The sequence below is a fragment of the Bacillus sp. FSL H7-0578 genome (genome assembly GCF_038630855.1).
GTDB lineage: Bacteria > Bacillota > Bacilli > Bacillales > Bacillaceae > Bacillus > Bacillus safensis.
Genome location: NZ_CP152045.1, coordinates 3,118,010 through 3,131,032, shown reverse-complemented (window position 1 = coordinate 3,131,032; position 13,023 = coordinate 3,118,010). Strand labels below are relative to the sequence as shown.

General features: G+C 41.1%; 13 protein-coding genes and 1 other annotated feature. Of the genes, 10 read left to right on the top strand and 3 right to left on the bottom strand.

Annotated features, from left to right (window positions below):
• Complete coding sequence (locus MHB41_RS16160) at positions 1-735, bottom strand: alpha/beta fold hydrolase (protein WP_217008722.1); 735 nt, start codon at positions 733-735, stop codon at positions 1-3.
• 189 nt (positions 736-924) lie between these two features.
• On the opposite strand from MHB41_RS16160, the gene MHB41_RS16155 reads away from it, so the two are divergent.
• The 5 genes from MHB41_RS16155 to MHB41_RS16135 all read left to right on the top strand — a co-directional run bounded on the left by MHB41_RS16155 (position 925) and on the right by MHB41_RS16135 (position 5,477).
• Entirely contained in the window at positions 925-1,773 is an 849-nt protein-coding gene (locus tag MHB41_RS16155; RefSeq protein WP_024426245.1) for a YitT family protein, read from the top strand.
• 48 nt (positions 1,774-1,821) lie between these two features.
• Positions 1,822-2,151 (top strand): cytochrome c551, encoded by a 330-nt coding sequence (gene cccB / locus MHB41_RS16150; protein WP_024423602.1) that lies wholly within the window; start codon positions 1,822-1,824, stop codon positions 2,149-2,151.
• A 383-nt stretch (positions 2,152-2,534) separates the two neighbouring features.
• A complete protein-coding gene (gene ftsE, locus MHB41_RS16145) occupies positions 2,535-3,221 on the top strand; it encodes a cell division ATP-binding protein FtsE (protein WP_024423601.1) in 687 nt (228 codons plus the stop codon).
• Positions 3,214-4,104 carry a permease-like cell division protein FtsX gene (ftsX, locus tag MHB41_RS16140; protein WP_034281079.1) on the top strand — a complete coding sequence of 297 codons (891 nt, stop codon included), beginning with the start codon at positions 3,214-3,216 and terminating at the stop codon, positions 4,102-4,104. Before ftsE ends, ftsX begins: the two co-directional genes overlap by 8 nt.
• A 110-nt stretch (positions 4,105-4,214) precedes the next feature.
• The gene (locus MHB41_RS16135) at positions 4,215-5,477 is read left to right on the top strand and encodes a M23 family metallopeptidase (protein WP_217008723.1); all 1,263 of its coding nucleotides are present in this window, start codon (positions 4,215-4,217) and stop codon (positions 5,475-5,477) included.
• Between the two features lie 49 nt (positions 5,478-5,526).
• On the opposite strand, the gene MHB41_RS16130 is transcribed toward MHB41_RS16135, so the two are convergent.
• Complete coding sequence (locus MHB41_RS16130) at positions 5,527-6,267, bottom strand: sulfite exporter TauE/SafE family protein (protein WP_024423598.1); 741 nt, start codon at positions 6,265-6,267, stop codon at positions 5,527-5,529.
• A gap of 153 nt (positions 6,268-6,420) precedes the next feature.
• On the opposite strand from MHB41_RS16130, the gene MHB41_RS16125 reads away from it, so the two are divergent.
• The 3 genes from MHB41_RS16125 to MHB41_RS16115 all read left to right on the top strand — a co-directional run bounded on the left by MHB41_RS16125 (position 6,421) and on the right by MHB41_RS16115 (position 9,823).
• Positions 6,421-7,869: a S41 family peptidase gene (locus tag MHB41_RS16125; protein WP_034281075.1), complete on the top strand. Its 1,449-nt coding sequence runs from the start codon at positions 6,421-6,423 to the stop codon at positions 7,867-7,869.
• A 344-nt stretch (positions 7,870-8,213) separates the two neighbouring features.
• Positions 8,214-8,567, top strand: a complete 354-nt coding sequence (locus MHB41_RS16120; protein ID WP_007500014.1) for a swarming motility protein SwrAA — start codon at positions 8,214-8,216, stop codon at positions 8,565-8,567.
• Between the two features lie 68 nt (positions 8,568-8,635).
• Positions 8,636-9,823, top strand: a complete 1,188-nt coding sequence (locus MHB41_RS16115) for a PDZ domain-containing protein (protein ID WP_024426241.1) — start codon at positions 8,636-8,638, stop codon at positions 9,821-9,823.
• Between the two features lie 9 nt (positions 9,824-9,832).
• Here the strand turns inward: MHB41_RS16115 and MHB41_RS16110 are convergent, their stop codons facing one another.
• On the bottom strand, positions 9,833-10,198 hold the full coding sequence (locus MHB41_RS16110; RefSeq protein WP_046313076.1) for a winged helix-turn-helix transcriptional regulator: 366 nt from the start codon (positions 10,196-10,198) through the stop codon (positions 9,833-9,835).
• A gap of 227 nt (positions 10,199-10,425) precedes the next feature.
• Between MHB41_RS16110 and MHB41_RS16105 the strand changes: the two genes are divergently transcribed.
• A complete protein-coding gene (locus MHB41_RS16105) occupies positions 10,426-11,100 on the top strand; it encodes an NAD(P)H-dependent oxidoreductase (protein WP_034281073.1) in 675 nt (224 codons plus the stop codon).
• An 89-nt stretch (positions 11,101-11,189) separates the two neighbouring features.
• Positions 11,190-11,415 (top strand) — a binding site (T-box leader).
• A gap of 75 nt (positions 11,416-11,490) precedes the next feature.
• Positions 11,491-12,840, top strand: a complete 1,350-nt coding sequence (locus MHB41_RS16100) for an amino acid permease (protein WP_034281072.1) — start codon at positions 11,491-11,493, stop codon at positions 12,838-12,840.
• Positions 12,841-13,023 lie beyond the last annotated feature (183 nt).

Here is a 13,023-nt window from a genome sequence, read left to right as displayed (position 1 = left end):
TTATGGGAGCTTTTTTGCTGGCTTCAGCCAGTCAACCATTGTCTGGATGAGATCATTTTGCTGCGACAGGGCTGGAATGTCCGCTGGCTGATCCCCTTTTTGTTTGCCATACATGCCAAACTGCGCATGATTCCCGCCTTTTATTTCATGAAAAACGGTTTGAGACGGCAGATTTGCTTTCGATTTTTTGATTTTTTCTTGTGTTGCCAGCCCATCCTTTTCACCTGAAATAGAGAGGATTTTTAGTGACGATTGTTTCAGGTCATCTGATGCTGGATAAGATGCTAGGAAAAAGAGTCCATCGAGCTTGCTCTGATTTTTTTCTGCAAACATAGCGGCAGCTGCCCCGCCAAGTGAATGTCCGCCAATATACCAGTGTTTGATCGATTGGTGATCTTTGATGATGTCCTGCGCTTTGTTTGGATTGAAGATCGCAAAGGAAAATGGCATGTCAGGGATAAAGACAGAGTAGCCTTTTTTCATCAGCGTATCCCCGATATAGGCATACGCAAGTGGTTCCACCTTTGCCCCAGGATAGAGAATGATGCCAGTATCACTTTTTGATGTTTCAAATGTATAAACATTGTTTTTATGTTCCACTTGCTCCATGTTCACTTGTTTTTTTAATGCTTCTGATGGTCCATATGTAAAGCGGCTCCATGTATAGAAAGCACCAAAAGCTAAGATGATCAGTGCAAGTAATGTCATACCTGTTATCTTCAGTATTTTCTTCATCGCATGCCCCTTCTTTCTCATGTACATATTAAATATACCATCAATTCATCTTATGCCAACCGGCAAGTACGCTGATCCGTCTGTGTGATAAAGTATTAATCCATTAGCACTGCATTTGGCTGTTATTTACAATCGTTTTAAGAGGGATTAAAATAGGTGTGCATTCAGAAGTAACGGAGGAAGACAGACATGAAGCAGGGACATTCACAATTTTGGATCGAAGTGAAAAATTATTTGTTCATTTTAATCGGATCTGCCATCGTGGCGATTGGTTTTAATACGTTATTATTACCGAATCAGATTGCAGCAGGCGGTGTGAGCGGCATTAGTACCATTATGCAGTCATTCGGCTTTGAAGCGGCGTATGTGCAATGGGGGCTTAATATTCCCCTGTTTATCGCTGGCTTTTATTTATTAGGCGGTACATTTGGAGTGAAAACACTCGTTGGCTCGATTTTTTTACCTTTCATGGTGTTTGTCACAAGACATATTGCACCTGTCACACATGAAGCACTGCTGGCGGCTATATTTGGCGGTGTGGTCATTGGGATCGGAATAGGGCTCGTGTTCCTTGGGAATGGATCAACGGGTGGAACAGCACTCGCTGCCAAAATCATCAATAAGTACACAGGACTCACGCTAGGCACCTGTTTAGCGATGATGGATGGCTTGATTGTTCTGGCTGCGATGACGGTCTTTGGAATTGAAGAGGGGCTGTACGCGGTCATTGGTGTGTTTATTTCTAGTAAAACGATTGATGTGGTACAGGCTGGCTTCAGTCATTCAAAAATGGCAATGATCATTACAGGGCATGAAGATGAGGTCAGACAGGCGGTTTTTGATCAAATTGACCGCGGTGTGACGAAGATCTCAGCAGTCGGAGGATATACCGATCATGACCGCCCAATTTTGATGTGTGTCGTTGGGCAGTCACAATTCACAAAGTTGAAACAAGTGGTGAAAGCAATCGATGCATCAGCATTTGTCATCGTGATGGATGCAAAAGAGGTGCTTGGTGAGGGTTTTAAAAGGGCATAAACAAGGATATAATAGCGTTGACCAAATGATTGTAAGGGAGGGAAATAGATGAAAAAAAGCGGATTAACGATGCTATTTGCAGCGATGCTTCTTGTTCTCGCGGCTTGTGGAGGAAATTCAAGCAGCAGCGACAAAGAAGGCAGCAAAAGTGCATCATCTGTAAGCAGTGGTGAGGAGATCTATCAGCAAAACTGTATCGGCTGTCATGGGAAAGACCTATCTGGCGGAGGCGGTCCAAGCCTGAAGGAAGTAGGGAAGAAATATAATGAAAGCCAAATCGCAGATATTGCGCAAAACGGTAAAGGCTCTATGCCAAGCGGTATGGTAGATGAGAAGCAGGCAAAAGAAGTAGCAAAATGGCTTGCAGAGAAAAAATAAAACCTTTGTCTAATCGACAAGGTTTTTTTGTTTTTTTATATGTAGAAAAAGACTTTTGGATAGTATGAAAACGCATTATATTAAATTTTATTTAAAAAATAAGGGTATAAAGGCATGTTTTTCGGTTTTGATTGTTCTATTTACCTTTTATTTATAAGTTTTGAAATATAAATGTAATACCATTGCGTCGATTCATGACGTATAATTGGAGTTGTTGAAATTTAGACGATTCAATTTTTTCATCTTTTTGGATGAAAAGGACATAAATTGTTAGTAAGTATCGAAGGGTATGTGCGTGACCATACATAACGTTTTTTGACGAGAAGTGTCAAAACATCATGATAAGCTGTTAGTCAGCGAATAAGAAAAGATTAGGTGATTACATGATTCAAATGAAGGAAGTCTACAAGATCTATCCTAATGGCGTAAAGGCGATCAATGGAATCAATGTCTCTATCCATCCAGGAGAGTTTGTGTATGTTGTTGGTCCCAGTGGTGCTGGTAAATCCACTTTCATCAAAATGATGTATCGTGAAGAGAAGCCAACCAAAGGGCAAATCTTAATTAATAACAAAGATTTAGGCTCAATGAAGGAAAAAGAAATTCCTTACGTAAGAAGAGAAATTGGCGTAGTATTCCAAGATTTCAAGCTGCTCCCAACTCTTACTGTGTTTGAGAACGTAGCATTTGCTCTTGAAGTGATTGGTGAACAGCCTCATATCATTAAGAAAAAAGTGCTTGATGTTCTCGATCTGGTTCAGCTAAAGCACAGAGCGCGTCAATTTCCTGACCAGCTGTCCGGCGGTGAACAGCAGCGTGTGTCTATCGCCCGCTCGATTGTTAATAGCCCTGAGGTCGTCATTGCAGATGAGCCGACAGGAAACCTTGATCCAGACACTTCTTGGGAAATCATGAAGACGCTCGAAGAGATTAATAACCGCGGAACAACAGTGGTTATGGCGACACACAACAAAGAAATTGTAAACACCATGAAGAAACGCGTCATCGCAATCGAAGATGGAATGATTGTGCGTGACGAAGCAAGAGGGGAGTACGGAATTTATGATTAAAACTCTCTCGCGGCATTTACGTGAGAGCTTCCGTTCACTTGGAAGAAACACGTGGATGACATTTGCATCAATTAGTGCGGTTACTGTCACATTGATTTTAGTTGGGGTTTTCCTTGTGATTATGCTCAACTTGAATAACATGGCATCGAACGCTGAAAAAGAAGTAGAAGTAAAAGTATTAATCGAATTAACGGCGAATCAAAAGCAACAGGATGAATTAAAAGCAGAAATTGAAAAGATTCCTGAAATCAGTAATGTGAAGTACTCATCTAAGGATGACGAACTGAAAGCGCTGATTAAAAGCTTTGGAGAAAATGGACAATCCATGGGACTTGTTGATCAAGAAAATCCATTAAACGATGCGTTTATTGTGAAAACAACAGATCCTCACGATACACCAAAAGTAGCGAAGAAATTAGAAAACCTAAAGGGTACATATAAAGTAACCTATGGGAAAGAAGAGGTCAGCCGACTCTTCAATGTAGTTGGAGTAGCGCGTAATGTCGGCATTGTGCTCATTATTGGGCTGTTATTTACAGCTATGTTCTTAATCTCCAATACGATCAAAATTACGATTTTTGCTAGACGTAAAGAAATTGAGATTATGAAGCTGGTAGGTGCAACGAACTGGTTTATCCGCTGGCCATTCTTCATTGAAGGATTATTGCTTGGTGTATTTGGTTCCATTATACCAATTGCCCTATTGCTTGGCACGTATCAATATGCAGTTGGCTGGGTCGCACCGAGAGTACAAGGCTCATTTATTTCAATGCTTCCATACAATCCGTTTGTCTATCAAGTATCACTGGTCCTGCTAGTGATCGGTGCAATCATTGGTGTATGGGGAAGCTTAACGTCTATCCGTAAATTCTTAAAAGTATAAATATATTTTGATGGCAGCATTCGAGGATTCTATAGAAGATGTGACCGGTTGATCCGATTCATCCGGTCGGCTCTTCATGTCGACAGTTGTCATGGGAGGGGAATATCGTTTTGAAAAGAAAGCTGATGATGGCTGGAATGGCAGCGTTTATTGGAACAACGTGGCTATACATTCCAGGGAACGAGAATCGTGCATTCGCATACGAAGACCTAGATCAAAAACGTCAACAAATCGAAGAGAAAACATCGAAGACTGAATCAAGCTTGAAGAAGAAGCAGTCAGAGCTGGCAAAGCTTGAAAAGAAAGAATCAAAGCTCAAGAAAGAAATTGAACAAATTGACCAAAAGGTAAGTACTGCAACTGAAAAAGTCGCTGAAAAAGAGAAAGAAGTTAAAAAAACGAAGCAAGAAATCAAGAAGCTAAAAAAAGACATTCAAGTCATCAATGAGCGAATTGAAAAAAGAAAAGCCATTTTCAAAGACCGAATTCGTTCAATGCAAAAAAGCGGCGGTACGATCAACTATTTAGATGTGCTGCTAGGTGCTCGCAGCTTTAGTGATTTTGTCGGTCGTGTTGGGGCTGTCACAACGATTGTCGAAGCAGACAAAGACATGATTACAGAACATGAAAATGATTTAAAGCTGGTGGAGCAAAAAGAAGCAGAGCTAAATAATCAGCTAAGCGGACTTGAAACATCTCTGAAAGAGCTAGAAGCACTGAAAAAAGATTTATCTAAGAAGCACAAACAAAAAGAACACATTTTAGGTGATGTGACAGATAAAAAAAATCATGCTCATGATGAACTAGGCAAGCTTGAGAATGAACAAGAAATCCTAGCGAATCAAAAAGCGGCTGTGAAATCTGAGGAAGCACACCGACAAAAGGAAGAAGCGAAGAAAGCAAAACAAGCAGCTGAAAAAAATGGACCTGCACCTCACAGCGGCGGCTCAGATCAAGTGTCTGATACACCAGCAAGCAGCTCTGGCTTTATTAAACCAGCTGCAGGACGTTTCTCATCTGGCTTTGGCGGACGTTCTGGCGGAAACCACTTCGGATTAGATATTGCAGCAAAAGGCACAGTTCCTGTCTATGCAGCAGCATCTGGAACAGTCACGAACTCCAGCTACTCATCGAGCTACGGAAATGTTGTGTTCATTACGCACAATATCAATGGACAGACATATCAAACTGTATACGCCCACCTGTCTACAAGAAGTGTGTCAACAGGACAGAGAGTCGAACAAGGACAATTCCTTGGATATATGGGAAATACCGGCCAATCGCATGGTCAGCATCTTCACTTTGAAATTCATAAAGGATTATGGAATGGCGCAAAATCAAATGCAGTCAATCCAGCGCAATATATCCGCTAATCAAAAAGCCGATAACATGATGTTATCGGCTTTTTTGATCTAGTTAGAATTAAAATAACAGCAGTAATCCGGCAATAATAGGTGTTAACAGAACAGCTGATTTCAATAAGAGCTTCGGTGCAAGGCGTGTGAATTTCGCGCCGATAAATGCGCCTAATACGGTGCCAATTAATATTTGGATCAGCAAGATAAAATCAACATAGCCCTCTGAAATATATCCAATTCCACCGCCGATGGAAATCGGAATAATGACAAGCATGGTCGTGCCAACGGCTTGCCTAATCGACAGCTTCAGTAAAATCAAAAGTCCTACTTGAATGAATGGTGCAGACCCGATACCAAACATGCCTGACAGCATCCCAGACACAAGGCCTAAAATAATGCCTCTTGTCATCAGCTGACGAGAAGAAAGCGGCTGCTGCTCAGCCTCTTCATTAAGAACAAATAGTTTGATCATCATAAAAACAGCGGATAAAAAAAGCATCCCTGCTGTTAAATAGTGCAGACTCTCTTCTGGAATAAAAGGAGCAACCTTAGCCCCGGCAAAAGAAGCGATACAAGCAAGTGCCCCGACAATCAAACCAGATTTCAGCTGAATGTTCCCTTCCCGGTAGTGGCTGTATGCACCTGATAGTGTCGTAAATGCCATGGCGGCTAATGACGTCCCGAGTGCTGTATGGATAGGGATATCAAAAATTAACGTAAGCAATGCGATGACAAATCCTGCCCCGCCTGCTCCTACAAAACCTAATAAAATTCCTAATAAAAGCATCGTCAAGATAATATACATAGCGAAGACTCCTTCTCAATCATAACAAAATAAAAATTACACCTAATAAAATGATTCGTCAAGCCTTCACGGGAGAATGTCTTTACATGAAATCCCTTCTTCTGGCATATAATAACTCAGGTCATCAGGAAGAGTTGAAGAAGGAGGCCAAATATGAAAAAACAAATCGCATCTATTATGGCAAGTGTCGTTCTCTTAATAAGTGCAGGTGTGATGACGCATAAAGAGGGAACTCATGCGGAGTCACCGCAAGCAGCAGCTGCAATGGCTGGACAAGCTCAATCAAGTGATAAGGCGAAAGAGAATGGGATGGAAAAGATCGAGAAAGCCTATGACCTTATTTCAAATGAATATGTAGAGGAAGTGGATCGGCAAAAGCTGCTTGAAGGCGCGATCCAAGGAATGCTTTCGACTTTAAACGATCCGTATTCAGTATACATGGACAAGCAAACCGCAAAGCAATTTTCTGATTCGCTTGATTCTTCCTTTGAGGGAATTGGGGCAGAAGTGGGGATGGATGAAGGAAAGATCATTATTGTCTCCGCCTTTAAAAAATCCCCTGCGGCAAAAGCAGGTCTAAAGCCGAAAGATGAAGTCATCAGTATAGACGGTGAGCCGATGAAAGAAAAAAGCTTAAACGATGCTGTACTGAAAATAAGAGGAAAAAAAGGAACGTCTGTCGCCTTAACAATCAAACGAAACGGGATTGAAAAAGAGCTAACGTTCCATATCAAACGAGAAGAAATCCCGCTTGAAACAGTGACTTCCTCTGTAAAAGAGGTAAATGGTCATAAAACAGGCTATATTGCGATCTCCAGCTTCTCTGAAGATACGGCGAAGGATTTCACTTCAAGCTTGAAACAGCTCGAGAAAAAGGGCATAGAAGGCCTTGTACTGGATGTGAGAGGAAACCCTGGCGGCTATCTGCAAAGTGTGGAAGATATTTTGAAGCATTTTATTACGAAGGATCAGCCTTATATTCAAATCGCAGAACGGAATGGCGACCGGAAACGATATTTTTCAAAACTGAAAGAAAAAAAGCCTTACCCAGTCAATGTCTTAATTGATAAAGGCAGTGCTTCCGCTTCGGAAATACTTGCTGGAGCCATGAAAGAAGCTGGAAAGTATGAAGTCGTCGGTGATGTCTCCTTTGGAAAAGGAACTGTGCAGCAGGCGGTTCCGATGGGAGATGGAAGTAATATTAAATTAACGCTGTATAAATGGCTCACGCCAAAAGGCAATTGGATTCACAAAAAAGGCGTCGTACCGACAATTGCGATTCATCAGCCGGATTACTTTACCGCAGGTCCGCTTCAGCTAAAAGAACCGCTTCAGCGTGATATGAACAATGAAGAAGTGAGACAAGCGCAGACGCTGTTAAAGGGATTGTCATTTGACCCTGGCAGAGTAGATGGATACTTTGATGAAGAAACGAAAAAGGCCGTACTTGCCTTCCAAAGCACATACAATCTCGATAAATCAGGTGTCATTGATTTGAAAACAGCGGAAATGATGAACAAAATGGTGGATGAAGTGAAATCATACGAAAAAAATGATCTTCAATTACAGACTGCACTAAAAGCACTATATCTTAAAAAATAAAGAGGCGAATAATAGCCTCTTTTTTTTGGTTCATAAGTGTCATGAACATGTAATAATTTATGATTAAAAATAAATTATATCGAGAAATATATTCATTTATTTTACAAAAAACATAACATTCCTTCAATTTTACCCGATAACATATGTATATAAGAGACTTTCTGTTGATTTAAACATGTCATGAAAATGAAACTTTTGAAAGTTGTATGTTACATAAATAATTCTTACAATAAAAAGTAGCACTCATTTTAAATATTTTATTTTTTGCGGATATTCAGCTTGAGCATGAAGCTGTACCGAGGTTTGCGCTTTTCTTAAAAGAACTAGTAAATGGGGGTACACAATTGAAAAGGGCAAGTATTGTGAGAGAGAAAAAATATTACGAGTTGGTAGAGGAACTTAAGAGTCGTACGAAAGATGTGACGTTTTCCGCTACAAAGGCATTAAGTCTGCTCATGCTGTTAAGCAGGTACTTGGTCAATTACACAACGGTAGAATCAGTCGACGAAATCGATGAAGACTGTGCTGAGATATACTTCAATTATTTAATGGATAATCATAAGAGACTTGGTATAAACTTAACCGACATCAAGAGGTCGATGCAGCTGCTCGGCGGCATACTAGATGTAGATGTCAATCACTACTTAAAAGATTTTTCACTGTCGAATGTCACACTTTGGATGAATCAGGAGAAATAAACCTGATGTCAAGCATCGATTTATTTGATAGAATAAGAGAAAATGCTTGACTTGGGCGGTGAACGATAATGAGCTCGGAGTGGATGGGAGCTGGATTAAAAGCGGTCGGTCTGTTTTTAATCCATCCTCTTTTTTATTTCATGATATTAATCAGCCTATTGCATGGCTACATCCGCGTAAAGCGGGAGAGAAAAGCGTTTCAAACAAGAATAGAAGATGTATACGATGAACTTAAATTTACATATTCAAAGGGATGGATTCTAGGGATTTGCCTATCCGTTATTTCAGTAGGCTTAGGGATTGCCCTCCCCCCTGGATTCATCGTGCTGATTGCAGCGATGACCATCGTTTTCTCTTTATTCTTTAAGGCGAGTGCGCTTTCGTCTGCATACACACTCGGTTTCAGTTTTATTGCGGCACTTGGACTGATGCATTTCCAAGTGAGTCATTCTTGGCTGCCGCAGCTCTCAATGATGAATGCATCAGCCGTTGTCATTCTGCTAGGACTTCTATTAATGACGGAGGGGATTCTAGCCTATCGAACGGCGCATTTACGTACATCGCCTGCTATGGTGATGAGTGCGAGAGGACTTTTAATTGGTCAGCAGCGGGCAAACCGTCTGTGGCTTTTACCGCTTGTTTTGCTGATGCCGGCAGGTGAATTCACTTCTTCTCTGCCATGGTGGCCGGTGCTTCAAGTACATGATCAAAGCTTTTCATTTATTTTGATTCCATATATCATCGGATTCGGTCAGAGAATTCAAGGCTCACTGCCAATTGTTAGTATTCAAATTACAGCGCGGCGTATTCTCATGCTCGGACTCGCTGTCGCCTTATTAGGTGCTGCAAGTATTTGGTTTGAACCGATTGCTTGGGGAGCTGTATTGATTGCGGTGATAGGAAGAGCCTTTCTCTCATGGAAACAGAGGGTCAATGACAATGCTGCTCCGTTCTACTTCTCTAAGCGTAATCAAGGGCTGATGGTGCTGGGGATTATTCCAAATACACCAGCGGCTGATTTAAAGCTTGAGATCGGAGAAGTCATCACAAAAGTGAATGGAATTGAAGTCAAAACCGTTTCGGAATTTTATGAAGCCCTTCAAACCAATCGTGCTCTAACAAAGCTCGAGATCATTGGCTTAAATGGTCAGACAAGATTTGAGAAACGTGCTTCTTACGAAGGGGAGCATCATCAGCTTGGCATCCTGTTTGTAAAGGATGATCCACAGCAAGAGCCAACGGCAATTTCATCTTAAAAAAAGCTGCTAGAGATGGCAGCTTTTTTCTTTTGGGCGCGCTTCTCTCCCATAGGATTCGCCCCATTCACGCATGGCGAAGATGATAGGCTTTAATGTATTTCCGAGAGAAGTGAGTGAATATTCGACACGAGGGGGGACCTCCTCATAGACTTCTCTATGAACAATGCCGTCTTGTTCAAGCTCACGCAATTGCAGTGTGAGGACACGCTGAGAAATTCTTGGCAGCAGCCGGCGCAATTCATTGTAGCGTTTTGGTCCGCAAGTCAAATGATAAAGGATGACTCCTTTCCATTTCCCTCCGATGACACTTGTCGTCACTGAAACGGGACAGCCATGATTGACAATACTGACTGGATTGGATGGTGCACTCATCTTAACACTCCTTTCTAAGACAAATTTGGTGATACACGAACAAGATGGTACCTAACGAACAAAAATGTGCGTACTTGAATCACTCGAAGCTTTTCTTATACCATAGGGATATCACATCACACATTCGGGCTGTTGTTTTTTTATCATAACAATTTCTATATGGGAATGGAAAGAAATTGGATTGATGAAACTAACGCCCTAATTGGTTAATAGAAAGGATGAATACAATGCAAGACAAAGAGCAATTAAAAAAAGAAATCATTGAGGCGTATGAGTTCCGCCATGCGACAAAAGAGTTTGATCCAACGAAAAAAATATCAGAGGATGATTTTGCATTTATTTTAGAAACAGGAAGACTTTCCCCAAGCTCTGTAGGATTTGAGCCTTGGAAGTTCCTCGTTGTTCAAAATGAAGCATTTAGAGAAAAATTAAAAGAGTATACATGGGGAGCGCAAAAGCAGCTTCCTACTGCCAGCCATTTTGTGATCATCTTGGCAAGAACAGACGCCCGTTATGATTCAGCATATGCAGAATACATCAACAAGCAAATCAAAGGAATGTCAGACGAAACGTTCGAGATGGTGAAGGGACGCTACCAAGAATTCCAAGAGAATGATCTTCATTTGTTAGAAAATGAACGTACGCTCTTTGACTGGGCTTCAAAACAAACGTATATTGCCCTTGGAAACATGATGACAGCTGCTGCACAAATTGGCATTGATTCATGCCCGGTCGAGGGATTCAGCTACGATGAGATTCATCGCATTCTAGATGAAGAAGGGCTGCTTGAGGATGGTCAGTATGATATTTCTGTCATGGCAGCCTTTGGTTATCGTGTCACCGAGCCAAAGCGCGGCAAAACGCGCCGTCCGATGGATGAAGTAGCTGTTTGGATTCGTTAAAAGAGAATGTCTGAAAAAGGATGTTGACAATTGCGTGGTTAGTCAGTATATTTAAAAAATAAAATCTTTGATGAATATACAAATTGACTATAAACGCTTTGACTTGAGAATAGTAGATGAACATCCGTTTTTTTAAGAGAGCTGCGGGTTGGTGCAACGCAGTAAAACGAATCATTGAACTCGCTCAAAGAGCGGTAAGACTGAATGAATAGTAAGTCTTTACGTGTGACCTCCGTTAACGGGTTTTAAGTTGGATTCAGCTATGGCTGAATCAATTAGAGTGGTAACGCGGTTGCAAGGTCAGTCGTCTCTTCAAGGAGATGACTGGCCTTTTTATATGTTTTTATCCTATATTTGTCTGAAGATTCAAATTTAAAGGAGCTATAGAAAATGGAAAAGGAACATGTGCAGTTAAAACGAACAATGACGTCAAGGCATATTATGATGCTCGCACTTGGTGGTGCAATTGGTGCTGGTCTGTTTAAAGGAAGCAGCTCCGCTATTGATATCGCAGGTCCTGCTGTCATTTTGGCATATATGATTGGTGGTCTTATTTTATTATTTATTATGCAAGGACTTGCCGAAATGACGGTTGCACGACCTGGCGCAAGAACATTCCGTGATTTAATTGAACCGGTGTTAGGGAAATATCCGGCTTATTTCTTAGACTGGATATACTGGAAAATGTGGGTGCTGAACATTGCAGCAGAAGCAATCGTATCTGCGATCTTTATTCAGTACTGGTTCCCACAGGTGCCGATTTGGATACTTGTGTTAATCATTTCACTTGTTGTGACATTGATCAATGTTTGTTCTGTTAAAATGTTTGCTGAGACGGAGTACTGGTTAGCTTCTATTAAAATTGCTGTCATTATTTTATTTATTATCATTGGGTTAACCATGCTGTTTGTCTCATTTGGTCAGCATGCTGCACCGGGATTATCCAACTTAACCGACCACGGAGGATTTTTCCCGAATGGAACAGGCGGCTTAATTGCGGCCATGCTTGTGGTGGTGTATTCATATGGCGGGACTGAAATGATCGGGGTCACATTAGCAGAAACAAAAAACCCTGAAAAAGTCATCCCAAAAGCCATTCAAAGTACATTTGTACGAATCATCGGTTTCTATGTACTGCCGTTCTTCATCATCGTCAGCTTGATTCCCTGGAATCAAGTAAACAATGAGCAAGTGAGTCCATTCGTCACCGTGTTTGCAACGATTGGCGTGCCATACGCAAGTGACATCATGAACGGTATCATTTTATTAGCGATCTTGTCTTCTATGAACTCTGGGCTGTACGCATCCTCAAGGGTACTTTATACGCAAGCGATGGATGGGCGTGTATGGAAGGGCTTCTCAAAGCTATCAAAACAGCAGGTGCCTGTCAGAGCGATCCTAGTGTGTACATCTACATTGTATGCTGCTGTATTGATTTCTCTTTTTGTAGGAAGTCAAACCTTTAATTATTTAATGGGATCTTTAAGCTATACGGTCTTATTCATTTGGTTTATTATTGCTGTCGGGCATTTAAAATCTCGAAGTGTAGCAGAACCAGGAGGATATCGTGTGAAGCTGTATCCTTTCACAACATGGTTTTCTGTGATTGCGATCATTGCCATTTTCATCGGCGTTGTGTCAACAACTCCAATTGTCCAAACGATGGTCACAATGGGCATTTATCTGATTATTACTCTTTCTTTCTTCATCAACAGAAAGCGGTTTGAAACAGCTGTTTGATTTAAAAGCGTGCAGGACGTTCTCAAGAAGGTCTTGCACGCTTTTTTTGTGATAGTATTTCGTGAATGAAGCATTCAGCTCTCCCTTTTGAAAAATAGAATATGTGATGAAAAAGGGATTAAAAATAGTGGTTGTTAAGAAGACTGTTCAAATGTAGACAGCTGATTCTCATAGATAGTCTTC

Excerpts from the sequence above, each read along its gene's own strand:
- MHB41_RS16105 (WP_034281073.1), top strand. The coding sequence starts at position 10,426 with ATGCAAGACAAAGAGCAATTAAAAAAAGAAATCATTGAGGCGTATGAG.
- ftsX (WP_034281079.1), top strand. The coding sequence starts at position 3,214 with ATGATTAAAACTCTCTCGCGGCATTTACGTGAGAGCTTCCGTTCACTT.
- MHB41_RS16100 (WP_034281072.1), top strand. The coding sequence starts at position 11,491 with ATGGAAAAGGAACATGTGCAGTTAAAACGAACAATGACGTCAAGGCAT.
- ftsE (WP_024423601.1), top strand. The coding sequence starts at position 2,535 with ATGATTCAAATGAAGGAAGTCTACAAGATCTATCCTAATGGCGTAAAG.
- MHB41_RS16110 (WP_046313076.1), bottom strand. The coding sequence starts at position 10,198 with ATGAGTGCACCATCCAATCCAGTCAGTATTGTCAATCATGGCTGTCCC.
- MHB41_RS16125 (WP_034281075.1), top strand. The coding sequence starts at position 6,421 with ATGAAAAAACAAATCGCATCTATTATGGCAAGTGTCGTTCTCTTAATA.
- MHB41_RS16160 (WP_217008722.1), bottom strand. The coding sequence starts at position 735 with ATGAAGAAAATACTGAAGATAACAGGTATGACATTACTTGCACTGATC.
- MHB41_RS16115 (WP_024426241.1), top strand. The coding sequence starts at position 8,636 with ATGAGCTCGGAGTGGATGGGAGCTGGATTAAAAGCGGTCGGTCTGTTT.
- cccB (WP_024423602.1), top strand. The coding sequence starts at position 1,822 with ATGAAAAAAAGCGGATTAACGATGCTATTTGCAGCGATGCTTCTTGTT.
- MHB41_RS16130 (WP_024423598.1), bottom strand. The coding sequence starts at position 6,267 with ATGTATATTATCTTGACGATGCTTTTATTAGGAATTTTATTAGGTTTT.
- MHB41_RS16155 (WP_024426245.1), top strand. The coding sequence starts at position 925 with ATGAAGCAGGGACATTCACAATTTTGGATCGAAGTGAAAAATTATTTG.